General features: G+C 44.1%; 24 protein-coding genes. 15 read left to right on the forward strand and 9 right to left on the reverse strand.

The genetic code is table 11. The features are described from left to right. Positions 1–363 precede the first annotated feature (363 nt). Both ELZ11_RS09535 and ELZ11_RS09540 read right to left on the reverse strand, forming a co-directional pair. Positions 364–1,587 (reverse strand): HlyD family secretion protein, encoded by a 1,224-nt coding sequence (locus tag ELZ11_RS09535; protein ID WP_137357175.1) that lies wholly within the window; start codon positions 1,585–1,587, stop codon positions 364–366. Continuing rightward, complete coding sequence (locus ELZ11_RS09540; RefSeq protein ID WP_137357176.1) at positions 1,581–1,913, reverse strand: MFS transporter; 333 nt, start codon at positions 1,911–1,913, stop codon at positions 1,581–1,583. Before ELZ11_RS09540 ends, ELZ11_RS09535 begins: the two co-directional genes overlap by 7 nt. 131 nt (positions 1,914–2,044) lie before the next feature. Here ELZ11_RS09540 and ELZ11_RS09545 point away from each other — a divergent pair, with 131 nt between their 5' ends. Then, entirely contained in the window at positions 2,045–3,055 is a 1,011-nt protein-coding gene (locus ELZ11_RS09545; protein WP_137357177.1) for an AraC family transcriptional regulator, read from the forward strand. Between the two features lie 31 nt (positions 3,056–3,086). Here ELZ11_RS09545 and ELZ11_RS09550 read toward each other — a convergent pair whose 3' ends face one another. Next, positions 3,087–3,494, reverse strand: coding sequence for a VOC family protein (locus ELZ11_RS09550; RefSeq protein WP_137357178.1), 408 nt, complete (start codon positions 3,492–3,494; stop codon positions 3,087–3,089). Positions 3,495–3,620: 126 nt separating this feature from the next. On the opposite strand from ELZ11_RS09550, the gene ELZ11_RS09555 reads away from it, so the two are divergent. Next, a complete protein-coding gene (locus ELZ11_RS09555; RefSeq protein ID WP_137357179.1) occupies positions 3,621–3,932 on the forward strand; it encodes a putative quinol monooxygenase in 312 nt (103 codons plus the stop codon). Between the two features lie 16 nt (positions 3,933–3,948). Then, positions 3,949–4,851, forward strand: coding sequence for an NAD(P)-dependent oxidoreductase (locus ELZ11_RS09560; protein WP_137357180.1), 903 nt, complete (start codon positions 3,949–3,951; stop codon positions 4,849–4,851). Here the strand turns inward: ELZ11_RS09560 and ELZ11_RS09565 are convergent. Together ELZ11_RS09565 and ELZ11_RS09570 are read right to left on the reverse strand one after the other, a co-directional pair. Then, entirely contained in the window at positions 4,788–5,687 is a 900-nt protein-coding gene (locus ELZ11_RS09565; RefSeq protein ID WP_137357181.1) for an urea transporter, read from the reverse strand. The genes ELZ11_RS09560 and ELZ11_RS09565 overlap by 64 nt on opposite strands. Before the next feature lie 71 nt (positions 5,688–5,758). Beyond that, positions 5,759–6,418, reverse strand: a complete 660-nt coding sequence (locus tag ELZ11_RS09570) for a pyridoxamine 5'-phosphate oxidase family protein (RefSeq protein ID WP_137357182.1) — start codon at positions 6,416–6,418, stop codon at positions 5,759–5,761. 91 nt (positions 6,419–6,509) lie between these two features. Here ELZ11_RS09570 and pdxR point away from each other — a divergent pair, with 91 nt between their 5' ends. Next, complete coding sequence (pdxR, locus tag ELZ11_RS09575) at positions 6,510–7,928, forward strand: MocR-like pyridoxine biosynthesis transcription factor PdxR (protein ID WP_137357183.1); 1,419 nt, start codon at positions 6,510–6,512, stop codon at positions 7,926–7,928. Positions 7,929–7,972: 44 nt separating this feature from the next. Continuing rightward, the gene (locus ELZ11_RS09580; RefSeq protein WP_137357184.1) at positions 7,973–8,731 is read left to right on the forward strand and encodes a class II glutamine amidotransferase; all 759 of its coding nucleotides are present in this window, start codon (positions 7,973–7,975) and stop codon (positions 8,729–8,731) included. Between the two features lie 175 nt (positions 8,732–8,906). On the opposite strand, the gene yjeH is transcribed toward ELZ11_RS09580, so the two are convergent. Next, positions 8,907–10,178 carry an L-methionine/branched-chain amino acid transporter gene (gene yjeH / locus ELZ11_RS09585; RefSeq protein ID WP_137357185.1) on the reverse strand — a complete coding sequence of 424 codons (1,272 nt, stop codon included), beginning with the start codon at positions 10,176–10,178 and terminating at the stop codon, positions 8,907–8,909. 263 nt (positions 10,179–10,441) lie between these two features. Between yjeH and ELZ11_RS09590 the strand changes: the two genes are divergently transcribed. From ELZ11_RS09590 to ELZ11_RS09605, 4 genes are all read left to right on the forward strand, one after another. Next, positions 10,442–10,891 carry an Lrp/AsnC family transcriptional regulator gene (locus ELZ11_RS09590; RefSeq protein WP_137357186.1) on the forward strand — a complete coding sequence of 150 codons (450 nt, stop codon included), beginning with the start codon at positions 10,442–10,444 and terminating at the stop codon, positions 10,889–10,891. A gap of 1 nt (position 10,892) precedes the next feature. Beyond that, positions 10,893–11,270 (forward strand): nuclear transport factor 2 family protein, encoded by a 378-nt coding sequence (locus ELZ11_RS09595; protein ID WP_137357187.1) that lies wholly within the window; start codon positions 10,893–10,895, stop codon positions 11,268–11,270. Continuing rightward, the gene (locus tag ELZ11_RS09600; protein WP_137357188.1) at positions 11,260–12,207 is read left to right on the forward strand and encodes a LysR family transcriptional regulator; all 948 of its coding nucleotides are present in this window, start codon (positions 11,260–11,262) and stop codon (positions 12,205–12,207) included. Before ELZ11_RS09595 ends, ELZ11_RS09600 begins: the two co-directional genes overlap by 11 nt. 100 nt (positions 12,208–12,307) lie before the next feature. Next, positions 12,308–12,922, forward strand: a complete 615-nt coding sequence (locus ELZ11_RS09605; protein WP_137357189.1) for a LysE family translocator — start codon at positions 12,308–12,310, stop codon at positions 12,920–12,922. 138 nt (positions 12,923–13,060) lie between these two features. Here the strand turns inward: ELZ11_RS09605 and ELZ11_RS09610 are convergent, their stop codons facing one another. After that, on the reverse strand, positions 13,061–14,248 hold the full coding sequence (locus ELZ11_RS09610) for an alpha/beta hydrolase (RefSeq protein WP_137357190.1): 1,188 nt from the start codon (positions 14,246–14,248) through the stop codon (positions 13,061–13,063). 50 nt (positions 14,249–14,298) lie between these two features. Beyond that, the gene (locus tag ELZ11_RS09615) at positions 14,299–14,547 is read right to left on the reverse strand and encodes a hypothetical protein (protein WP_137357191.1); all 249 of its coding nucleotides are present in this window, start codon (positions 14,545–14,547) and stop codon (positions 14,299–14,301) included. A 274-nt stretch (positions 14,548–14,821) separates the two neighbouring features. Between ELZ11_RS09615 and hcp the strand changes: the two genes are divergently transcribed. From hcp to ELZ11_RS09645, 6 genes are all read left to right on the forward strand, one after another. Beyond that, entirely contained in the window at positions 14,822–16,483 is a 1,662-nt protein-coding gene (hcp, locus tag ELZ11_RS09620; RefSeq protein WP_137357192.1) for a hydroxylamine reductase, read from the forward strand. Positions 16,484–16,563: 80 nt separating this feature from the next. Continuing rightward, entirely contained in the window at positions 16,564–17,616 is a 1,053-nt protein-coding gene (locus tag ELZ11_RS09625) for an FAD-binding oxidoreductase (protein WP_137357193.1), read from the forward strand. A 484-nt stretch (positions 17,617–18,100) separates the two neighbouring features. After that, positions 18,101–18,493, forward strand: coding sequence for a RidA family protein (locus ELZ11_RS09630; protein ID WP_137357194.1), 393 nt, complete (start codon positions 18,101–18,103; stop codon positions 18,491–18,493). Positions 18,494–18,666: 173 nt separating this feature from the next. Further along, positions 18,667–20,181, forward strand: coding sequence for a sodium:solute symporter family protein (locus ELZ11_RS09635; RefSeq protein WP_137357195.1), 1,515 nt, complete (start codon positions 18,667–18,669; stop codon positions 20,179–20,181). Positions 20,182–20,396: 215 nt separating this feature from the next. Beyond that, entirely contained in the window at positions 20,397–21,092 is a 696-nt protein-coding gene (locus ELZ11_RS09640) for an oligogalacturonate-specific porin KdgM family protein (protein WP_137357196.1), read from the forward strand. Between the two features lie 189 nt (positions 21,093–21,281). Then, positions 21,282–23,732 carry a family 20 glycosylhydrolase gene (locus ELZ11_RS09645; RefSeq protein ID WP_137357197.1) on the forward strand — a complete coding sequence of 817 codons (2,451 nt, stop codon included), beginning with the start codon at positions 21,282–21,284 and terminating at the stop codon, positions 23,730–23,732. A 196-nt stretch (positions 23,733–23,928) separates the two neighbouring features. Here ELZ11_RS09645 and ELZ11_RS09650 read toward each other — a convergent pair whose 3' ends face one another. Next, positions 23,929–25,365 (reverse strand): glyceraldehyde-3-phosphate dehydrogenase, encoded by a 1,437-nt coding sequence (locus ELZ11_RS09650; protein WP_137357198.1) that lies wholly within the window; start codon positions 25,363–25,365, stop codon positions 23,929–23,931. Between the last annotated feature and the right edge of the window lie 188 nt (positions 25,366–25,553).

The raw sequence follows: 25,553 nt of genomic DNA on the forward strand, positions 1-25,553 counted from the left end.
AATTAAACGGGAGCTGACTCACATCAGTCTTGGGGGGAGCGACAAATAAAAAAAGAGCCAATTGCAATAACCGCAATTGGCTTATATATAGTGTGAACAAAAAATTATTCACTAACAACGTCAGTTGGCTAGGTGACCCTCGGCTTAAGAAGGGTCAATTAATATAATGCAGCATGCGTGCCAACTTTTAAATCAAGATAAATGCTGATATTCACAGCAATTCGATGCGTATTTATACGTAAATGAGGTTTTTCTTTGCAATTTGCAATTGCAGTTTGCAAAAGTATATTGATGTGCACTCTGATGCATTTGAGGTTGTTGAGAGTAAGAGCCCAAGCTTTTGATCTTAGGCTCTTGGTCAGGTTAGATGGAATAGAAGTAGTACAGCTGAGACTTCATTCGAATAATGATTCCACGAATCACATCCAAGAATGACATGAAGCTGATAGGCTTTTCTGCACTCACCCACGCTAGACCAACTGAGCCAACAGGGATGTCGTAGCCTTCCGTTTCGTTAATCTTTAAACGGACGAAGTGATGTTTGTTCTGGAGGTTTTTGCCAGTAGTGACTCGCACAGGGTCGTCCCAACCCAGTAATGATCCTTGTGCTTCACCTGTCGCCTCAACTACGCCTTCTACCGTTGCAGAGAATATATGCCCAGGGTAAACCGCGGAGGCAAATTCAGCGGCTTGTCCTACCTTTACATTTCTCATTGCTTGGTGATTCACTCGCATTAGCACGTATTTTTCGTCTGTATACATCTGCAACCTAGGCATCATCGAAATGCGTTGCCCTTCGCGCAGAATAAAGTTAGTTACAAAACCATCGGCAGGTGCACGAACATTGGTGCTTTCCAAATCCCATTCTGCTTGAGCAAGTGATGCTTTGGCGGAATCCACATCGCTTTGCTTAGTGGTGACATTGGTCAGTGCTTTGCTGATATTTAATTCAGCGTTTTGGGAATCAACTTTCTTTTTACTGAGCTCAGACCTTAAGGTTTCGACTTTGTGAACGGTCAGCTCTACATTGGTCGTCTGTTTGTCTATGTCGCTTTCAGTAATGGTGTTTTTCACCACTTTGTTTTGTTCGACGTAACGCTCTAACGTTCTTTGCTGCAGAGCTAAATTGGTCTCAGCCGCCTTGAGCTTACCTTCTGCCGCTTTGATATCTTCTGTACTGGATTGGAAGCTAACCTTTGCGATCTCAACCTCCTGCTCTGCGGTGTTTAGCGCAGCAAGTGCCGATCTGAGTTTCACTTGCTGTTGCTCTACCGCGTTTAAGTATTTGGTTTCGTCTATCTCATAGATAAGTTCGCCTTTCGACACAGACTGGTTCGGAGAAATATGTATTTTATCCACCTTACCAGTTACTGCTGTAGAGTCTGGCCTTAGTTGGATATGCGGAGATTGCACCACCGAGCCACCCGATAGATCCATCGGTGTATAGTTAATTAAGCCAACCCATACAAATAGAAGCCATGACGTACCGCCAAGGTAAGCAAAGCTCTTCGTCGCTTTGTTCCAAGGCATACCCACCATACGCAATAAGTAAATGAATAACGCCCATACCGCTAGACCCTCTAACATGATGGCTCCTCCTCAGTTTGTTCTTTTGGTGATGAAGGGGACTTCCATGTATCGCGCAGGTTAATGATTGCTTTTTCCATATCAACGAATGCTAGGATTACCGCGAGTACCCAAACCCAATGCCAAATAAAACCTATCCAGGTGAGGGCGGTAATCAATCCGATTTGATGATGATCTTTACTGTGCGCTTTATTGATAGGTAATTCATGTAAGCGCCAAAAGCCGTAGCCAGCCGCCGCGATAGTCGCGATTAAGACAATTCCTGCCACAACGTGCAATGCGGTATCGGCACCGGTGCCTACGAATGGAACACTAAGTAAACTCATTAATTTATCCTGTTCTTTGCAATGGTTCGCATTCTGACGAAGTTACAAATCAATGATTTTATTTTTACAGATTATCTCTATAGATAAGCATTTTTGATGTAATCTGTGTATTGCATTGGTCGGAGGGAACTATGAGTAAAAACGTTAACTTTATTCGAGCGTTAGGATTGGTCGGGGTTTATCAGTTAAGTCGTGCGCATTACGGGATTAATAACGAGCAGCTTGCATTGCCTGCCTCAGTTTTCAGTAACCCGATGACGTTGATTCCGACGAAAGAAATGTGTCGATGGTTAACCAGCTTGGAAGAGGCAACTAAAGATCCGGACGTCATGCTAAAAATGGCAATGAAAGTTGATTTAGATAGGATTGGCTCAATTAGCCATTGGTTCTTTTCTGGTCACGATCTCGCGTCCACGATACGTCGAATCAACATGGGGCTTCATTGTTTGCAGTCTGGTGCTTACCTAGCGGGAGCGCAAGTTGGGCCATTGATAAAGTGGACGTACCATAACCCAATGGTGGACGCTGACGTTAAGGTGCATGACAGCGTGCGAGTAGCGGTGTTAATGACTAAAATCTTACGTCGTTATTTGGGGGATGACTATTCTCCAACTCGTGTGATGCTCTCTGGTAAACGAGAAAACACCGCCATTTATGAACAGCATTTCGATTGTGAGGTAGAGTGGAATCACTCCCGGACTGAAGTTTGGCTAAAAGCCGATTTACGTTTAGCGATTAATCAACATTCTAATAACTCGCGCAAACAATTGGCGATGAGTTTCAGTGACTTGGATGATTTCCTTAATATGCCGGATCCCAGTGATGAATATAAAGTGATTTATGAAATGGTGAATTACAGTTGTCATTTTGGATTGCCCACGTTAGCCAAAGTGTCTCAGCTGCTGGGGCTTTCTGAGCAACAATTTCAAAGAAGGCTACAAAAACTTGGAATCAATTTCTCTACAGTGATGGGCTATGTGCTGAGCAACTCGGCTGTCGATCTTATGCAGCATTCGGTGCCACTTGAAGAAATATCAAAGCGATTGGGTTACACCAATAGCGCGAGCTTTAATCGTATGTTCAAGAAGCACCGTGGTTTAACGCCTAAACAATATTTAGAAAGGTTCAGGCTAAACGGGTAGAGGCGCTAAGCATGCCTATTTCGCTTCTGGGCTAGCGGATCACTTGCCCAGAAATCGCAGGGTGGAATAAGGGTTGCACCACGTTTCCTGCTGGATCTTGGCAATGGAAGCTGCGTGCGCCGTCACTATGATCATGAGGTGTATCGAGTAGCGGGACATTAATGGATTGCATGTACTCGAACCATTGCTGCAACTCTTCTTTGCTATCAACCACAAACCCGAAATGATCTAAGGTTTGCGCTGGGACATCTATACTGCTTCTGGCTCTACCGAGCGATAGATTGTCATTACCGCAAGTTAGATAAACTAAGTTGTCACTTGCGCGCCTTAGTACACTCATCCCCATGACTTCTGTGTAGAACTGCAGACATTCTTCAAATTCATGTACCACTAACGCCAAGTGTCTAAGGCCATTAAAGGGTTTTGGTTTCTCAGCCATTACAAATTCCTTTTGTACTATATGTGTCAACTTATTGTATACAATTCTTGCGTTAAATACGAATTCATGGTGTTCTAGGTGTTATCTACATCAAATTGCTATCAACAACAAAAAACAGGGAAAGTTATGTTTTCTATCATCGTGAAGAATGTCGTTAAACAAGGAAGTCGAGAACAATATTTGGCTGTCATGAAAGAGAATGCGTTAGCGTCTGTATCAAATGAGAGAGGCTGTTATGTTTTTGATGTTTTAGAAGCGCAAGAAGATGATCATGTATTTTATCTTTACGAAATTTATAGTGACGAAGCAGCGTTGGCAGAGCATAAACTGACTGATCATTATCTAGCGAGCAGGCAGCAACTTGCGGGGCTAGTCGTGGATCAATCTGTGATCCGTTGTGATGTGGTTGACCGTAATTCAAAGCTGATAAACGCTTAATGGTAAGGAGTAACGCATGAACGAAACAATCGGTTTTATTGGACTAGGGCTAATGGGCAACCCTATGGTTGCAAGGCTGCTGGATGCAGGTTACGACGTTAATGTTTGGGCAAGAACGCCCAGTAAGGCATCGTTCGTTGTCAGCAAAGGTGCAAACCTTAAACCAGACTTAGAGGAATTGGTTTGCTCTTCAGATATTCTGATGCTTTGCGTTTCAGATACCAACGCGGTTGAAGCCATAGTCCATGGTGACAATGGAATAATTTCAGCATTAACAAATTGTCCTAATGCTAAAGTAAAAATCATTATGGATTTCTCTAGTATTTCACCAACAGCAACCACAGCATTGGCTGAAACGCTATATAAAGAACATGACATTGAGTGGATCGATAACCCGGTTTCAGGTGGTGTCGCGGGGGCTGAAAATGGCTCACTAGCGATAATGTGTGGTGGCAGTGAATCCACCATCGAGAAGCTAAAACCCATTTATTTCGTCTTGGGTGAAAACGTCACCAGAATGGGTAACGCTGGTGCAGGGCAAGTGACCAAAATTGGTAATCAAATGCTGGTAAGCTGTAATGTTTTGGTGATGGCCGAAGTGTTTGCTCTTGCAGAAAAAGCGGGAGTTGATTCTACCAATATCGCTCAAGCGCTAAGCGGTGGTTTTGCCGATTCGCTCCCTTTACAAATTACGGGCCCAAGAATGGCAGAACGAGATTACGAACCTGTAAAATGGCATGTCAAAACTCTTCTTAAAGATTTAGACATGGCTAAGCAGTTAGCATTTGAAGAGCAAGCCTCTACACCAATGGCTGCACTGGCGGCTGAGTTGATGAGAGTTCATGGCAATCAAGGCTATTTGGATTCGGACCCATGTACATTAATGGAACAGTATTTACCGAGCGCACCAGAAAAATAAACCATTAGCCAAGCGCTCAAAATAAATGGGGCTGTAAGTGGAAGTAGTTGCAGCCCATGAAATACATAAGTAATCACGCAGCTTGTTATCCCACCTAATATCACTAAGCCCCAATGCACATTTTTATAGTGCAGTAAGGCAAGCGTAACCAATACCACGTTGTATCCATATAAGCCTCGGTCGACTAACGCCTGATCCACGCCCAAGTATGAATTCACTCCGGTTGTCACGAGTAATGCCCCAATAACCCAAAGCGCATGTATTGGCTTGTGCATGACCAGTGCCGCGAGAATAAGTAGACCAGAGAGTTCATTATTAATGAACGCCACCTGACTGATGCCTTTTAAAAGAATGGCAAGCTCGTTTGGAATGTGAAACCACAAATGCTGCTCGGTTGAAACGGGACTGATGTCCATATTAAGCATAGAAAGCAAGGTGAAGATCAACCATGTAGTTGCGATAAAGGCACTGGTATAGCTTTTATATCTTTTAAAGCTAAACACGAATTTTGCGATGGGCACCGTAAGCGCGGCGCCTCCAACAGTAACTAACCACAGCCAGAAGTTAAGTTCGTAGAAATTTCCGATGAAAAGCGCGATAAGTGCACCGTTCAGTGCATATAAACCTTGGTCGATATCTGTTTTAGGTTTATGCGTTAACTGAGCAATAAAATGGCTGGTGATAGCACCGCTTACCGTCAGGAAAAGCAATGTAATTGATTCAACGGCAATAGCGCACAAAATGAAAAACGCAGTGAGTAATGAAGGCGAAAAGTAGACTTGCCCGATACCATTGAGCAAGCCATAAACTTGTAAGGTGCGTTTTCCTAACATCATTTCATGTATCAATCCGTGTTTATTGTTATCTAGATTGTATACAACTTGATGGGTTTGAAAATAGCTAAATGTTAATTTTGATACCAGCGTTCACCATAAGCTTGCTGATAATCAGGCTCGTTCAGTGTATCGGATAGATCGGGCGTCGCTTCGAGTGGCCCTACAACCGTTCGATAGGGAAGAACCCCCGCCCATACTGGAATGTCGAGATCGGCTTGATCGTCATTTACGCCATGCTTACCAATCTTGACGGACGCTTCATTCAATGGAATAGCCAGCAGCTCTGTTGCTGTTAATTCTTTTTCATTGCTAAGTCTTACTTCACCCGTTCGCCCTGGTGCGATTTGTTCAATGAAGATATTTAAGAGTCGGTCTTTTTCAGCGTTGTCTTCGATGACCTCAAAGGAGCCAAATACCACTGCCGAACGATAATGTGCGCTATGGTGGAATGCCGATCTTGCGAGCACCCAGCCATCGAACAAAGTGAAGGTTAAACAGGTTTTCGCTCCATTTTTTAAGCTACGTAGCAATCGGCTATTCCGTGCTCCATGAATATAAACATGATCTTCAACACGCCATGCCAACATAGGTATTACCACAGGGCCTGATTCCTCGTTAATGGCAACATGGGCAATCAAGCTCTCGTCGATGATTTGGTGTAGCTTCTCGGTTTCGAATACCGCTTTTCTGCTGTTCTTCTTTATTTGTGTTCTTTGCGTACTTGATAACATATTGCTTCCTCTTTCCTTGCGCTATGTCGCCAATATACGAAGCAACTGGTATGTTATCTAGAACCAGTTCTAACAAGTGGATGGATCCAGTTTGCAGCCGATAGATGTAGGTGATTTGGTATTAGATGACACTAAGCCAAGCCGACAAAGTGCACTATTTCATGGGATTAGAGAGAAAATAATTGCAGGCTTGTGGCCGAAAGAGGGAAAGCTTCCTTCAACGCGAAAGCTGGCCATGGAATTAGGCTTAAGCCGAAACACGATCATTCTTGCCTACGAACAATTGGTTTCTGAAGGTTATATCAATAGTGTGAAAGGTTCGGGCTTTTTTGTGTGTTTGGAGCTGCCGGAACATTACTTAACTAGCAGTGAAACTGTTGCCAAACCAGCATCCGTTGCCATCAATGAAGAGTGCTTGAACAAAGCCTTTGCGCCGGGAGTTCCCGACTTGTCACTATTTCCATTTTCGACCTGGCAGAGGTTTTTGCAACGTCATAGCAACCGCATCTCATTGGCTGGGAGCCGCAGTATACAAGGTGACATGAATTTGAGAGCCGCGCTTAGTGACTATTTGTCTAGCTGCCGCTCGGTGCAGTGCAATCCTGATCGAATTGTTATCACTTCGGGGGCTCAACAAGCGCTGACAATAGCATTAATGGCGACGCTTCAGGCACAAGACGACATCTTGATGGAAGACCCTGGTTACTCGCAGATGCGTAAGTCGATTGATTTACTGACTCTCAACCTTAAACCTTTACCTATTCATGAGGGGGTAGGGCCGCGAATAGATGACATACTGAGTAGTAACGCTAAAGCGGTCTATTTAACGCCTAGTAACCAATATCCGATGGGAACAACACTCACCACCGAACAGAGATTAAAGTTAATTGACTGGGCCCATTCCAAGCAGCGATGGATTATTGAAGACGATTACGATAGTGAATTTCAGTTCGCGCACCGCCCATACACCAGTATGCAAGGGTTAGCGGGGAAGGTGGGCCAAGACGACCGAGTACTTTATGTAGGTTCGTTTAGTAAAGTGATGTTTAACGGCTTGAGGTTAGGCTACTTAGTGTTACCGGAACAGTTGGTGGAGCGATGTATAGCGATAAAAGATGCGCTTAGTGGTGATTCGCCGTCTCATACTCAAGCTGCATTGGCCGATTTCATTGTAGAGGGTGATTTACTTCGCCACATACGAAAGATGCGCAGGGTATACAAAGAAAAGCACTTGGCAATGACTCACGCTATTTCGGCAGAGTTTGGTGATAGGGTGCAGGTTATTTCACAAGCCGCGGGCTTGCATGTCACGTTGAAATGGGTGATTGGCCCAAGTGAGGATGAGTGGTGCGAACGAGCCAAAGAGGCGGGCATCATTGTTCGGCCGTTTCATTTCTATGAAAGTGGTTTGGGTAGTGAGCGTGAGTGGCAAGGTGCGGTGTTAGGTTTTGGTAATGTCGGCTTAAATGATATTGATAGCTTAATAAATAAGCTTGCGAGTGTTTTTTAATCATGATTTAGTAAGGTGAGTCGTTTAAATCATCAGGAGGGTGTATGTGCCGCTGGCTAGCGTATCAAGGGGATCCAATTTATATGGATCAACTGGTGTATGAACCTGAACATTCACTAGTACATCAAAGTTTGGAAGCAAGAAAAGCCGTTACACGAGTCAACGCCGATGGGTTTGGCTTAGGTTGGTATACAGAGCGCTCTACGCCAGGCCAGTTCCATGAAGTATTGCCCGCATGGGGAGATGAGAATCTGCGTTCTCTCACTCATCATATTCAATCTCACAGGTTTATGGCTCATGTCCGGTCGTCGACAGGCACTCAGGTTTCACGATCTAACTGTCACCCGTTTATCATCAGTAATTGGATGTTTTTGCATAATGGGCAAATCGGTGAATTCGATAAGATTAAGTTTGAATTAGAGCGCCGATTACCAGAAGCTTTATATCTTGAAAAACGTGGCTCTACCGATAGTGAGTTGATCTTCTTGCTAATGTTGAAGAACGGTTTGGAAACAGAGCCGGAACAAGCAATTCGAACGACATTGAAAGAAATATCCAGTTTGCTGGTTGATAAAGGAGTGCAAGAGCCTTTCAAAGCGTCTATCTGCATTTCTGATGGTGAGCAGTTCTGGGTAGTGAGATTTAGTACCGATGATGCACCGCCAACGGTCTTTTGTCAGGTCAAAGGGACGGATATTGCGTTAGCGTCGGAACCGTTAGAAACCAAAGCCGGGTGGAAATCTTTGCCCCCTCAAACGCTTTTGCACATAAAAGAGTCACAACTCTCTTATTCAGATTTGTAAAGAAAAGAGCCTAAAGTAAGGATACTTTGGGCTCTTTTTGTATCGTTATCTCGTCCGAAATGTGTTTACACATTGAGGACGAATTATGACTACTTACAAAACTAAAGATTATGAAGGGATAACCCGCGTTTATCGTGCTAACGATAGCTTATTACTAACTACTTACTGTTTCTCGCTAAAGCTCTTTAGATAAAGGGGCTTTCTTGTGCTTTTTGAACCAGCTATTCCAAGGTAGGCAAAGTAGAATGAAAATAGAGACGGCGTAAATCATCGACCAACCCAAACACATGAATACCAGTGTACAGAGAACGAGCGCTACAGCTGATAAGCCTTTTGCAAACCCTGACAGCAGTTTGTAGGCGGCTAGCATCGCAAGCAAATACACTAGGACAAAAATACCATTCGCAAGTTTAAGGAAAAACTCTAAATCCAACCCCGAAAACTCACCGAGGGCGCACGAAACTAATACCACTCCGCCAACCGCTAGCGTCGCATAGTGAGGCACCCCTTGTGACGATAGTTTAGCCATGAAGCTGCTTGGTCGGTGTTGGCGTGCTTGCGCCCAAACCATTCTAGAAAGGCTTTGTGTATATAAGTTTAAGCTGGCAAAGCAGGCAAAGAAACCAAGCACACTAATAATCACTTTAAAGCTGCTGCCAAACAGTTGCTCTGCGATCCACGGAATAGAGGCTGAATCGAATTGAGCTGAACCGTAAGCCTGCATCTTGAGGATGACCACTGAGCAAGCCCAATAGGTCGCGCCAGCTACAAAACAGCCCGCGATAATGGCGATGGGGAAATCGCGCTGTGGATTTTTAAACTCTTCTCCCATATGAGCGAAAGCTTCAATTCCGACGAAACACCAAAACATAACTCCAAGCGCTAGGCCTATCGACCAAAGGGAATCTGTAGTGAGAGCGGGCATGGCAAGGTCTGGTGTACCTATTTCGGCTTTCCAAAGAAATGCGCCGATAAGTGCGAAAATCGAAAGTGCGATGACACTTTGCAGTCGCCCTGAAGATTTACTCCCCATTAAGTTGACCGCAACTAATAGGAATACCGTAAATAATTGCGCGGCAAGAGGAGAGTTAAGCCCTTGAGGTAATAGCTGCTGAGCAAAACCTCCGGCGAGCGCGACGGCCGCTGGCACGCCGACTGGAATCACACTGACAAACAGCCACGCGACGCTGGTTTCAAGTCTTTCGCCGAATGCCTTACGAACAAAGTAAGCCGTTCCGCCTGCATTTGGGTAGCGCTTGCCCAATGAAGCAAAGGTCAAAGCTATTGGACAAATTGCGACAAATAATATGAGCCATGCCCATAGCGAAAATTGCCCGGCAATACCGGCGGCTATGGCTGGGATCATGAATAATCCTGTGCCTAACAACGTAGTGGAAAGCTGACCAATGCCCGACAGTAATGTGATTTCTTGCTTCAATTGCGCCATACGCTCTCCCTAGCATGGTTTTATTATTCTTTGATGATTTACGAGAATAACGCGTTGTTTGTATGATTACAGTAAGCAATATGTCTTAAGTGAGCGTCATTTTGACGGAATAACACATTTTCTGAGTGAATATGACGGCTTCGCACTGTATTTAGGGCATAGAAACACGCTAAGCAATGAGATAAACGGTTTAATACTAAGAATAAATATGTCAAATTGCGATTGAGAAGAATAAGACACAGTATTGGAAGTGGTTACAGTTGATGGATAAATTTGACGAACAAATATTGGATATATTGAAAACCAACGCTCGCTGCTCGGTGAGTGATATTGCTAGGGATGTTAACCTCTCGCGCTCTGCTGTAACGGCACGAATCAAAAAGTTGGAAACCGATAAAGTTATCCTTGGATACCACACTCAAATAGCGGCGAATGAAGAAGAAAGCAACGTGTGCGCCTATCTTGCTCTCAAATTTGATATGTCTAGTTCAACACACAACTGCGAATGCTATGCGAGTCAAATCTATAAGATTGACGGCGTGAAATGGTGTCACGCGATTAGCGGTGAAACTGACATGATGCTTTACGTTGAAGCTCCAAGCATGGCTCGGTTGAATCAGATTAGAGATGAGCTTCAAGCCTACCCTGATTTACGCCATTTAATGACCCACACCGTTTTAACTGAATTCTTTAATACAACACGAGCGAAATAATATGACAGCAAAAGAGGTGGTGTTGGCTTATTGGCAGGCAATGCAAAGTAATGATTTTTATAAGGCCGCCGAGTGGCTCACTTCAGAATGTGAAGTCTATTGGCCTCAGTCTAAAGAGCTAATTGTTGGTCGTGAAAACTTTGGACACGTTAACTCTGAATATCCAGCTAAAGGAAAGTGGACATTTGACGTGAATCGAGTGGTTGCTGAGGGTAATCAAGTCGTGACGGATGTGACCGTTTCTGATGGTGAACGTGTTGATACCGTTGTTACTTTTCACACGGTAGAGGGCCAACTGATAGCCAAGCAACATGAGTATTGGCCGGAAAGCTTTGAGGCCCCAGAGTGGCGTAAAACTTGGGTTAGCTATGCTGAATAACATAAACCTAAACTTGCTGCGTTCATTGCACGTTTTGCTTGAAGAGTGCCACGTGAGCAAGGCCGCTCAGCGCTTGCACATCACGCAATCGGCAGTGAGTCGTCAGTTGGCTCAGTTACGCGAATTATGTAGCGATCCTTTGTTAGTGAGAGACGGGAATCGTTTAATTCCAACGCCTAGAGCTCTGCTGTTAAAAACGAAATTGGACGACTTGCTGGGGGAGTTTGATCATTTTCTCGATGATAAACCGTTCGAGCCGAGTGATTGGAAAGGTGAGTTAATTCTGGCATCTAGTGATTACGTTGCTCAGTATATTTTGCCTGATATCGCGGCCAATATCGCAGCACAGGCCCCTGAATTGGATTTGGCTTATCGTCTTTGGCAGCCAAGTTTTCTAGACGAGATGAACGATACCGGTATTCACTTGGCATCGACCATGCTGCCAACCAAGCCCGAGCAAGTATCGAGTATCAAATTAGGGGAGGACAAATCGGTCTGCGTAATGCGCAAGAGCCATCCGCTCTCTTCGAAGCAAGAGATCAGTGTCGATGAGCTGGTGGCTTATGCTCACATCAAAGTTACAGGTGGTGGAGACAAAGACTCCCATGCCGATATCGCGCTAAAAGCGCTAGGTTATCAACGCAGAATAGCGTTAAAAGTGCCTTTCTTTTCCGCTGCTTGTAATGCGTTGTCCCGTAACGACCATTTAATGATTGTGCCAGAACATATTGCGATAAATTTAGCGCACCACGTTGAACTCGAATATCGCCATTTACCATTTGATACGCAAAGTCATCTCTATTGGTTAATGTGGCACCCTAAGTACGATAATGATTCCGCCCATCGTTGGGTGAGAGAGTTGGTTTCCAAGACCATGAAAGATTCATCGTACTCAATAGGTATGATTTTAAATCATATCCAAGATGATAATCTTTGATTTCAACTTATGATATGGACTTGTTACTGTCGCTTCATCAAGTAGTTAAAGAGATGCCGAATAACAGGAAGGCGCTTCTTAAGTTGAAAAAGGATTCAAAATGACGTTTACAGTTTGGTTGTCGTTATTGGCAATTTGTTTATTAGGAGCGATGTCTCCAGGCCCAAGTTTAGCCATGATTGCGAAGCACAGTTTAGCGGGTGGGCGAGTGAATGGCCTGATTGCAGCTTGGGCACATGCCGCGGGTATTGGGCTATATGCGTTCGTGACGATCATTGGTTTAGCGGTCGTGCTAGAACAATCTCCAATGCTATTTAAAGGCATTAGCTATGCGGGTGCAGGTTACTTGGCTTATTTGGGCTACAATGCGCTACGTTCGAAAGGTGGGGTAGCAGCTAAACTAGAGTCTGGTGAGCGCATGAGTTATGCCCAGTCGGCACGTGAAGCATTTCTGCTCTCGTTACTAAGCCCAAAGATCGCATTATTCTTCATCGCTTTGTTTAGCCAATTTGTGGCGCTAGGTAATGAGTTAAGTAATCAAATTATCATAGTGGCAACGCCTTTGGTGGTCGATGGCTTGTGGTACACCTTCATCACCTTGATTTTGTCGAGCCCACTGGTTGTTGAGAGAATCCGTTCAAAAGCGCAGCTTATCGATAGGCTTTCAGGTTTAGTCCTTATCTTACTAGCGATACGTGTTGTGGTGACGGTGTAACTTATTGAGTGCTTCAATTAGGGGTAAGCTAGATATCTAAGTCAGAACGCAAAAAGCGCGCTCAGTGTGAATATCACTGAGCGCGCTTTTTCGTGTGTGTCAGTTTTCACGTTATAAGTTCTAACACCGACGCTCTCATTAATTAGTGGCGATTTTCGCGGCGTCGGAACTCATTACTTTATCTAACATTTGCATGCTTTGTGCAAAGTAAGGGTTGTAAGTTAAGCGAGCGTGAATCTTTCCTGCTTCTTGATGGCCATATGCCGAGTACCAGATCTCTTCCCCCGCACTACATTTCGCTTCAGCTTCGGTCTCTTGACCGTTATTACAAATGCGCTCTGAGCCGTTAACGCCATAATTAGGATTGTCTGGCGAGAACAATAGCCCCATATGTGAGCCGTTAGAAATACGTTGCTGATCAAGCTGCATTGAAAATGTCTGACTACGGGGATCTGCCAATGACGTTTCTCCCTGCCAAATCAAAGCGTTATTTGGGTTGGAAAGTACGGCCGAGAATTGGTCGGCAACGTATTGAGTGTCGATAACGCTGTCACCTTCGCTCATCATGATAAACACAGGCTTGTTGTATTGCGCTTGTTCTAAATCTTCTCTTACTGCTTCTGATGTTTGGTAATACACCGCTGCGCCGTTCATCGGTAAGGAGTTGTACCTCAAGTAGTTATCTTCAGGATCTTGATCTGCCCACGTAATGAAATTACTGGCAAGACTTGCGTACTGTACTGCGGGTGAGTTTGGTTGAAACGCAGGAGAAAACAGCATCAACCCCGAAATACTAGGATCATGAATGGCTTGTGAGGTGACTAAGTTCGCACCTGTCGAATAGCCGCCAAGCCATACAGAATCGTAATCCTGTTGAAGAAGTTTAGTGTGGTGGGCTACCACTTGTTGCCAATCGTTTAAAGTCGGCAGCATAAGATCGCCAGCCTTACTTCCATGCCCTGGCAGTAAAACGGTACGTACTAGGTAGCCTTGCTCTTGCAAGTGCGTCGCAATATCGACAAATGAATAAGGCGAGTCACCTAAACCATGCACAAGAAGTACTGCTTTTCCGTTAGGTTCGAGAGGGCGATATTCAGTAGGCGCGTTGGCGTCCAATTCTTGCTGCTTGTTATCTGTCACGAATACTCGGTTTTCAGCCAGCCACGCTCTGGTTTCTTTTTGGTATTGCTCGAATGAATCTTGTTGATATTGCGGAAGCTGTGTAGAAGCTTGAAACGCAGGGTCGACAGGCTCGTTAGAGCAACCGAGCAGCGCTACGGAAAGTAGTGCTGCTGAAATAGTGGAGAGTGTGGCTATCTTTTTCATACCTTTAATTCGTATCTGTAGGTTGTTTGGTACTGTGGTTTAAACAGTCATTACTTCTTGTTGGATAGGTCTTCATATTCGCCTTCGATGGCGTCTGAATTAGCGTTATTCGTGTATTGCGTATTCGAGTATTGGCTACCAGCATAGCTAGTTGCGTAACCTTGTTGCTTCATTTTGTTTTGAATGCGCTTACCAGTGATCAATGCAGCGATGGCAAGTGGGATGGCTAAAACAAGGCTTGTTACCAAAGCCATAAAGCCAGCGATTAAAGCAAATACAGTCACAAAAATATTTTTCATGTTCTTTCCTCTTTCTATTTATCAGCACTATATCAAGCGCTATATGAATCAAACATGAACAATTACTTAAGATTAGTTAGTGTCGGAATGACCTAACTGAACTTTTATGACGTCCACTTTATAGGTCATATATACCTATATAAAATATGGTTAATTATAAATGTTTAATCTTTTCAATGATTTAAAAGTTGGCACGCTTGATGCTCTAGGGAGGTCGGATATAAATCACTGTAAGCAAAGCACTTACAGGCAAATAAAATTACTGGAGCCCGATATGTTCTGTATTCAATGTGAACAAACGATTCAAACCCCAACCGTAAAAGGTTGTTCTTTCTCGCAAGGCATGTGTGGAAAAACTTCCGAAGTTTCTGACTTACAAGACGTGTTGGTGCATTCTCTCCAAGGTGTTTCTTTTTGGGCCAGTTTAGGCCGAGCGTGTGGTGTCATCGATTCAGAAATTGATGAATGGGCGCCAAAAGCATTCTTCGCGACATTGACCAACGTTAACTTTGATCCTGCTCGAATCATTGAATTTGCGCAGCAATCACATCAGTACAAAGACAAATTAGAGCAACAAGTCCGTGCGGCATCGATTATTGCGGGCTTTGAAATCCCAGAACTTTCACCTGCTGCGAAGTTTGATTTACCGACCGATCCACAAGCGTTGATCGAGCTAGCACCTCAAGCGGCAGTGAACCGTGGTCATGATTCTCAACATGAAGATGTGATTGGTTTACGTTTGTTGTGTTTGTACGGCCTTAAAGGTGCTGCGGCTTACATGGAGCATGCTCGAGTACTGGGTCAAACGAATGAAGAGATTCAAGGGGAATACCACGAAATCATGGCGTTCTTAGGCACAGATCCTACCGATCTTAAACAACTGCTTGATACCTCAATGCAGATTGGCTTGATGAACTACAAAGTGATGGAAATGCTAGACAAAGGTGAGACGGATACATTCGGTCACCCAGAGCCAACGTCAGTAAACGTCAAAACGGTGAAAGGGCACTGTATTCTTGTATCTGGACATGATCTGCATGACTTAGAAAAAATCCTGCAGCAAACGGAAGGTAAGGGTATTAATGTTTACACCAATGGTGAAATGTTGCCTGCACATGGTTACCCAGAGCTGAAGAAGTACTCCCACCTTGTGGGTAACTACGGTAGCGCTTGGCAAAACCAGCAGAAGGAGTTCGCTAACTTCCCGGGTGCAATTGTCATGACGTCTAACTGTCTGCTTAACCCTGACATTGGCCAATACCGCGATCGTTTGTTTACTCGTAGCATCGTAGGCTGGCCAGGTGTTTCTCACGTTGAAGGGGATGACTTTAGCGAAGTGATTGATTGTGCACTAGCACAACCGGGCTTCCAGCATGATGAAATTGAGCAGATGATCACTGTCGGCTTTGGCCGCAACGCCTTAATGGCTGCAGCACCAGCCGTAATCGACCAAGTGAAAGAAGGTAACATTAAGCATTTCTTCTTAGTCGGTGGCTGTGATGGTGATAAAGCGGAACGTAGTTACTACACAGATTTTACTGCTCAGGCGCCTGACGACTCAGTTATTCTGACGCTAGCGTGTGGTAAATTCCGTTTTAATAAGAACCAATTTGGTGAAATTAATGGTATTCCACGTCTGTTAGATGTAGGTCAATGTAACGATGCTTACTCTGCGATTCAATTAGCTCTTGCACTGTCTCAAGAGTTTGATTGTGGTATTAATGAATTGCCACTGACTCTTGTACTTTCTTGGTTCGAGCAAAAAGCGATAGTTATCTTGTTAACACTGTTTGCATTAGGTGTGAAAGGTATTTATACCGGCCCAACTGCGCCAGCTTTCTTAACGGAGAACTTGCTGAATATCATCCAGCAAGAATTTGATATGCGCGCTATCTCGACTCCAGAGAAAGACTTGAAAGACATCTTAGCTGCCTAATAGTTGCAGTTATAAGCCTCAGTGCAAGCTGGGGCTTTCTCGTATCTATACCTATCACCCTAACAAGAGGTCACGTGGTTATGCACGCATGGTCGGAAAGTGATTCCATTGAACTTATCTGTCTAAAAAAATGGCATGAAACGCCAGATACCGTCAGCTTAGAGCTGGGTAGTGTTCATGAAGAACTTAAATTTGATTTTAAACCTGGTCAGTTCATTACATTAGGTTTGAACATGCCGCAAAAGCTGGACTATCGAGCGTACTCTATTAGTTCTGGGCCTAATGAGAATAGCCTTAAGTTAACGATAAAACGTGTAGAAGGCGGGTTGGTTTCTAATTTTATCGTCGATGAACTGGATGAAGGTGACGAACTCGATGTACTGAAACCAGCTGGTGGTTTTAATTGCGTTGATTGCCTACCGTCTCAATCGAACAAAGTTACTTTGGTGAGCGCTGGCTGCGGTATCACTCCTGTTATGGCCATGGTTAAGTACTGGCTGTCGTTTGATAGTGGAATTGAAATTGATTTCATTCATATGGCCCGTAATCGCCAGGAAACGATTTACTACCAAGAGTTGCTGGCACTAGATACTCAATTTGATAACTTTAACTTACGTTTGTTACTGAAAGACAATACCGATACAGATTGTCCTCAAGGCCGACTCGATAAAAACTGGTTGTTGAAATTAAGCCCTGATATTCAAGAAAGAACGGTGTATTTATGTGGCCCAGTGGGCTTCATGCAAGATGTCGAAAGCTACTTAAAAGAAATTGACTTCAATATGTCTAACTTTTATCAGGAAAGCTTTACGCCTGCAGTAAGCACATCTGAGGTAACCTCAACGCCTACCACACAGGAGGAAGCGAGCTCTGTGAGTGTTTTTGTTCCTGACTTTGGTGTAGAGCTGAATGCCGAGAAAGGGAGCCCGCTCATTGATAGTTTAGAAAAAGGTGGAGTACCTGTTATTGCTGCGTGCCGAAGTGGAATTTGTGGGTCGTGTAAATGTAAAGTGACCAAAGGATCGGTGACGTCGACCAGTACTGAAACCCTGACCGAAGCCGAGATAGAGCAAGGTTATGTACTTGCTTGTTCGTCTTCGATAGACTCGGACGTAGAGATCGCTATCAATTAATCCTTTCTAATAAACAGCCTTCATATTAGCCGCCTTGTTTTCTGGGCGGCTTTTTTGTTTGTGGATACCTCTAATTTTCTCTCTATCCGTAATCCCTACTTATTTATAGCGACCTAGATCTCAAATTTGGGTAGTTACTAACACGCTTTCGCCTATTTCTAACATCTGAAATCGAATCCTAACAAAGTTTATCTTATTGTTTTTATTGTGTTTATTCTTATTGTTACTTTATTTGTGTAGGAAAGTATCACACAAGTTCGGGGTAAATGTGTGTTTTATCACTGTATAAATTAAGGGGAATTGTAAGATGACTACATTGCTTGAGAGATCAAATATCGCTACTTCCTCCGCTGGTAAATTCCACCATGTGTGAGGCGCATTGGATGACATGTAGGGGTATCGAAGGACAACAAGCCAGCTTGCGAATAAGAGTGAGCGAGGCAGATATTCAGTTTTGTAATTAAAGATTTTAATTGGAGTACAAATAATGATTAAGCGTTACGGAGTAGAAGGCGGAACGGGTACTGGCGGTCAACATTTACCATTTGCACGTGCGACAGAGGCGGGTGGCTTCCTTTATGTTTCAGGGCAAACACCAATGACAGACGGTGAAGTGGTTGAAGGTGGAATCGTTGATCAGTCACGCTTAGCCATTCAAAACTGTGTCGATATTATGTCGGAAGCAGGTTACTCACTAGAAGATGTAGTACACGTAAAAGTGGTATTAACCGATTCTCGTTATTTCCAATCATTTAATAAAGTATTTAAAGAGTTTTTTGGTGAGCATCCACCTGCACGTATTTGCATGGTGTGTGATTTAGTAGTGGATGTAAAAGTTGAAGTAGACGTAACTTGTTACAAACAAGATCGCCGCTAAATATCACAGATATGAATTATTAAAGTATTGAGGGGTTATGCTCCCTGTTATTATCCCTCAATACTCTCTCCCTACAAATATAAATTAATTGAAATTAATAAAATAACATTCAATTAAATAAATATAGAAAATGAATTCAGGATTGAATTCTATATCTCACTGAGAGGTGTTTAATGAATAGTACGCTTTTTCTAACAGGCTTCGGCTTGTACGTTTGTTTCTTAATTTGGTTAGGGTGGTTTGTTTCCCGTAATCAAAAATCGGGTGAAGACTTTCTACTAGGTGGACGTGGCCTTCCTTTATTCCTTGTACTAGGTACTACTGTTGCCACTATGGTTGGTACTGGCTCTAGTATGGGCGCGGTTGGTTTTGGTTACGCGAACGGTTGGGCTGGCGCTTTATACGGTATCGGCGGCGCGATTGGTATTTTGCTACTTGCATTATGGTTCGCACCGGTAAGAAAGCTTAACTTCATGACGATGAGTGAAGAACTGGCGTACTATGTTGGCGCAAATCGTATCGTTAAGAACGTGGTCGGTTTACTGATCTTCATCGCTTCTATCGGTTGGTTAGGCGCGCACATTCTTGGTGGTGGTATGTACTTAGCGTGGATCGCTGACATCGACCTAAACCTAGCGAAAGTCATCATTGCAGCAGCCTTTACCATCTACGTAGTTATTGGCGGTTACACAGCTGTAGTATGGACTGACACAATTCAAGCGATCATCTTGTTCGCAGGCTTCATCCTAATGGCGGTTCTGTCTGTTGAGCACATTGGTGGCATGGATAACCTATACGCGGCGATGGACCCAGCAGCAACAAGCTTCCTAGCAATTGAAAAACTTGGTGTGATTCCAGCGATTTCACTAGCGGTTGTAATCGGTGTTGGTGTTCTGGCTACTCCATCTTTCCGTCAGCGTATTTACTCAGGTAAAGATGTATCGACTATCCGCCGCTCATTCGTAGCGTCTGGTGTGTTGTACCTGTTCTTCTCAATCATCCCGGCAATCATCGGTATGGCTGCTCATGCGATTGACCCAACGCTAGATAACCCGAACTTCTCATTCCCTTACATTGCTGCAACGGTTCTACCTGTTGGCATCGGTATGATTGTTCTTATTGCTGGACTATCTGCAACGATGTCGAGCGCAAGTTCTGATGCGATTGCAGGTGTATCTATCTTACTGCGTGACGTCTACGTAATGTTTACTGGCCGCGTACCAAACAAAGAGTCAATGCTGAACTACTCACGTTTAGCTCTGATTGTAGTTATCGGGTTCGCACTACTGTTCGCATTGACTTCAAACGACATTATTGGCTACATCACTAAGATGATTTCAACGGTTATGTCAGGTATGTTCGTCTGCGGTATGTTAGGTAAGTTCTGGAGCCGTTATAACTGGCAAGGTGCTATCGCAACTCTGGCAGGTGCATCAGTCGCTTCGTTTGCGGTAATGCTAAGCCCTGAGCTAACAGCATTCTGGGGTAACCCTGTAATCCCATCGTGTCTATTTGCCTTAATTGCTGGTGTTGTAGTGAGCTTAGTGACTCCTGCTAATGAAGTGACACCTGAAATGGCGCAAGCAATTCTTGATGATGAGCGTGCACTGATGGAAATGGAACTGTCTGACTCTGGTGTGCTGGAAGAAGATAAATCATCAAATCGCCCAGTAACTCAAACCAACTAATATATACCTCAATTTGCCTCCGCTAATTATATAGTGGAGGCAATACTAAAAATACATTTCAAAATAATAATAACTAACAAAGCCCAATCTATTTATTGGTGTTATGGATATTACTCACCAAGAATAAAATAAGAACAACAGGTTATCTAAGTATTTATTTAAACCGTGTGAATCATTCACGTGGGGTTGCTTTTTACTTCTAGGAAAAAGAAATAATGAAAAAATCACTTAGTGTAGCTTTATTAGCAGTATTACCAATGACGGCGGCGGCTGGCGGATATGTTGATCTACGTTCTGAGTATCGTAGTACAACCGATCAATTAAGAAGCCGGTTTATTGTAGGGAACCACTTTGATAATGGATACGGGTTAGAAACGCTAACTAATGTAAGGCATGCCGCTGGAGCGTATGACGAAACCAAAGTAATTAATACCGAGTTTACGCATTACTACACCCACTCAATTAACGACAATTTTATGCTAAACCCTGGTGTAGTCATGAACTTTCAAGGATCCAACACATTCTTGATGCCGTATTTAAAGCTGAATTACAACTTTGATAATGGCTTGTTTGTGCATGGTCGCTATCGCTACGACTTTTCTACGGAAGCTTTAGTGAATGATTACGATGAGGAAGAAACCGCGAAGCGCCATCGCTACGATATTTGGACAGGGTACAACACAGACCACTACACGATCTCTTATGCCTTTACTTATTTCGACCAAATTACTCATCACACAAATGAGTTAGCAACAGGAAAGCTGAACGCGCGTGAGCATACAGTGAAAGCGGTTTACAAATGGAAGCCGACCGTAAGACCTTATGCGGAAGTTGTCGATGCAGACAAAGTGGCATCGCATGACTATAAAACCGACTGGCGATTCCGTGTAGGCGTTAACTTTGCTTTCTAACGATTAGCAACTTGAAAGAAAAATATCACTTTGAATAAACCTTATTGATTGGAATGAACCCTACCGAGTTCAATTCACGGTGTTTATTCAAATCTGGAATCTATTTATCTCTATATCCGAGCGACGATTCGTTATGTGATAACGCTCGGACAAACAAATTTAGTATTTATATTAATAGGATTAAACAGAATGAAAAAAACTATATTGTCTCTATTGATTTCTAGCTCAATGGCAGCGCCAATGGCATTTGCAATGGCACCTAATACCGATTTGAATCTGATGCCTTACCCGCAAGAAGTGGAACTAAAATCGGGCAAAGTAAATATTGATAGCGACTTTAAAGTCTTCATTAAAGGTTACAACTCAGAGCGTGTAGATTTTACAGCGAAACGCTTTATCGACCGTCTTGAACGTCAAACTGGTGTCCCTACACTGAACTGGCGTACTGACAATGAAAAAGACGCGAATCTGATCATCGATGTTGATTCAGCGCCTAAAGCTAAAACCCAAAACATTGATTCGGTAGAAACGTATCAGATCACAACCAAAGGTCAGCAGATCGTTTTAAGTTCTGAGAGTCCTTACGGAGCTATCCGTGGTATCGAAACGCTGTTACAGCTCGTTCAGTCGACTTCTGAAGGTTACTACATCCCTCAAGTTGAGATTCAAGACGAACCAAGATTCCGTTGGCGTGGTATCTCTTACGACACCTCACGTCACTTCGTAGAGTTTGAAGTATTGCTTCGTCAGCTAGACGCTATGGCTTCTGCGAAAATGAACGTGTTCCACTGGCACTTCTGGGATGACCAAGGCATTCGAATTCAAACGGATAGCTGGACACGTTTATGGTCTGAAACTTCAGACGGTAATTACTACACCAAAGATCAAGTTCGCTATTTAGTTGAGTACGCACGTAACTTAGGTATTCGCGTTATTCCAGAAGTATCGCTTCCTGGTCACTCTTCGGGCGTCGCGCACGCCTATCCGCACTTAATGTCGGGCGGCGAAGGGCAAAGCTATGAGCAGCAGCGTGAGTGGGGCGTATTTGAACCACTGATGGATCCGTTGAACCCTGAGCTGTATGAGATGCTTGGTGACGTGTTTGATGAAATGGTTGAGCTTTTCCCTGATGAGTACTTCCATATCGGTGGTGATGAGCCAAATTACTCGCAGTGGAAAAACAGCGAGAAGCACCAACAATTTATCGCAGATAACAATATTGATGGCGAACGAGGCTTGCAGTCGTACCTCAACATTAAAGTTGAGAAGATGTTAGAAGAGCGCGGCAAGAAAATGACGGGCTGGGATGAGATCTGGCATAAAGATCTACCAACGTCGATTGTTATTCAAAGCTGGCAAGGGCACGACAGTATCGGCCGAGCAGCGAAAGAAGGCTACCAAGGGATCCTTTCGACAGGCTACTACTTAGATCAGCCTCAACCAACCAGTTACCACTACCGTAATGATCCTATTCCAACAGGTATCACGGTTGACGATAAAGTCCATGATGGCGAGAAGTTTGTAACATATCAGTGGGAAAAACCAAGAACGAAAGGTGGCCCACGTAAAGGAACATTATCGATTATCGAAGCGAAAGACGGCTCTTTCCGCGCTTTCTCAGATTACAACGGTAAGTCTCGTGAAGAAATCTTCATCAAAGAATACGTTCCGGGTGAGAAGTTCGTTGGCCATTTTGACAACTTTATGTCGTACACAGAGTTCAATTTGGACTTAAACGCGAAAGGTTTTGATGCTGGAAGCTATCAACTGATTGGTAATGTTCGCTGGCCTACCACGGGTAAAGTAATCGCAAGCAGTGATATCAAAGGTAGTGTGATTCCTGAGCCAAATGGTGGCTACCCTGCTGAACTGACGGAAAAAGAAAAAGAGCTGATTTTAGGTGGTGAAATCACTATGTGGCTTGAAAACAAAGACACGCATACTGTTGAGCAATACTTGTGGCCACGTAGCTACGCGATTGCAGAACGCTTGTGGTCGAATCAAGAGCTAACGGATGAGCGCAGCATGTATGAACGTATGCAGGTAATGGATACATGGTCTGAAGTGTCTGTTGGCCTACGTCACCATGCGAATGCTGACATGCTATTGAAGCGCCTTGCAAAAGGGCAAGACATTCGAGCATTGCAACAGTTAGCGAAGTACACGGAGCCAGCTCAGTACTATGCGCGAAACTGGGAGAAGTGGATTTCGACTGAAAACCACGGTGATTTGTATAACCAACATGAGCGTTTGAACCGTTTCGTTGACGCACTTGTTGTCGAAAGCTACGCAGTATACGAAATGGAAGATTTAGTATCAGCTTACGCTAAAGGTGATAAAGCAGCCTTACAAGCGTTGGGCGAGCACTTCAATACAGCGAAATCGGCAGCGGAGTCTGCTAAGCCGGTACTTGCTAACCACGTTGCCTCAGTCGATAGCGTGATCATCGCTGATAAAACGATTCAAGTAGCAGATCTTGCATTGACCTTAATTGGTAAAGCAGAAGCAGGTGAGAAGGTTCGTAAAGAAGATGCTAAAGCGTATCAAGAAATCTTAAGCGAAGCTGCGAAGATCTACGATGAAGCGATTGTGGCGACTGTACGCCCAGCAGAACAGCTATTGAAAACGTTAACTCAGTAATTGTCACTTCAATAATGATACCTCGACAACAACCAATACAAATGAACCAAAAAAGCCGCTCAGATCCCTGAGCGGCAAGATTGGGGGTGATTGTTCTAGTTCATCACAACTAGAACAATATCTTTATCATTATTATGTTGTGGAGTCTGTTCTTAGCCGCTGTCAAAGCGGCTAAGTTATATCTTCCGAAGCTGAATTAAGCGGCTGGGAAAGTCTTGTAACGAACGCCCATCATCTGCTCCATACAGTGAACAACTTGGCAGCTGTAGCCAAACTCGTTGTCATACCAAATGTACAGTACAGCACGGTTGTCTTGTGCAATTGTCGCAACACCATCAACCACACCCGCGTGGCGAGAGCCTACTAAATCGCTAGAAACGATTTCTGTAGAATCTGTGTAGTCAATTTGAGCAGAAAGCGAAGATGTCAGCGCCATCTCACGAAGGTATGCGTTTAGCTCTTCTTTGTCTGTACCTTTTTCAAGGTTCAAGTTTGCTACTGCCATAGAAACGTTCGGGGTAGGGACACGAATCGCGTTACCCGTTAGTTTTCCAGCCATTTCAGGCATTGCTTTCGCTACAGCTTTAGCAGCGCCAGTTGACGTAAGAACCATGTTTAGTGAAGCAGCACGGCCACGACGGTCACCAGAGTGGAAGTTGTCGATCAGGTTTTGGTCATTCGTGAATGAGTGAACCGTTTCGATGTGACCAGACAATACACCATATTTATCGTGTACCGCTTTCAGTACCGGAGTGATGGCATTGGTTGTACAACTTGCCGCAGAAATGATGGTATCTTCAGGTAGGATAACGTCTTCGTTAACACCGAATACGACGTTTTTGATGTCGCCTTTACCTGGAGCGGTTAGCAGTACTTTATCAGCACCGTTACACGCAACGTGTTGGCCTAGGCCTTCAGCATCACGCCATACACCTGTGTTATCAACAACAAGCGCGTTGTTAATGCCGTAAGTGGTGTAGTCGATATCTTCAGGTTTGTTCGCGTAGATAACTTGAATGTAGTTACCGTTAACGATAATCGCTTTGCGCTGCTCATCAACCACAATGCTGCCGTTGAATTGGCCGTGTACAGAGTCACGACGTAGCAAGCTTGCACGCTTTTCCAAGTCGCCTTGTTTGCCACCACGAACTACGATTGCACGAAGACGAAGTGGGTAGCCAGGGCCACTCTTTTCAATTAGCAGGCGAGTCAGTAGACGACCAATACGACCGAAGCCGTATAGCACTACGTCGCGAGGTTCTGTCATTACGTCGCCAGTTAAAGCGCCCATAAGAGCAGTTTGAAGGAAGTCACCTAAGCCTTCGGTGTCTTCACGATCTTGCCAGAATTCATGAGCCAAACGGCCGACATCAATGCGGCTTGGAGATAGTTCCATTGTCGCAAGGTGTTGGATGATAGGCATTGTTTGTTCAGGAGTAAGAGATGATCCGGTGTAGCGTCTAGCAACTCGGTGAGCTTTGATAATGTCGATAGTCGTTGCGTTGACTAGCGTTTTACCAAAGAGGATAACTTCTACGCCTTTTTGGCGATAAAGTTGACCTAATACAGGAGAAATGGATTCAGCAATCGTTTGGCTCGTTTGCCAGTCTTGAAGGTGCTTTTCAGGGCTCATCTTAACTCGGGACCTTTTCACGTTAGTTATGCATCACTTACGAGGTGTAGGGTGGTAAGTGTGCTGTGGGGATTTAATCATCAAGGAATGACAGTCTTAATCGCTGCTAGCAGCCTTGATATAGGGTGTACTTAAGTTGTAATTTTTATGTGGCAGGATTGTAAGGGCTAAACGCTTATTCTGCTAGG

Origin of the sequence: Vibrio profundi, from assembly GCF_005281835.1 — a bacterium.
GTDB lineage: Bacteria > Pseudomonadota > Gammaproteobacteria > Enterobacterales > Vibrionaceae > Vibrio > Vibrio profundi.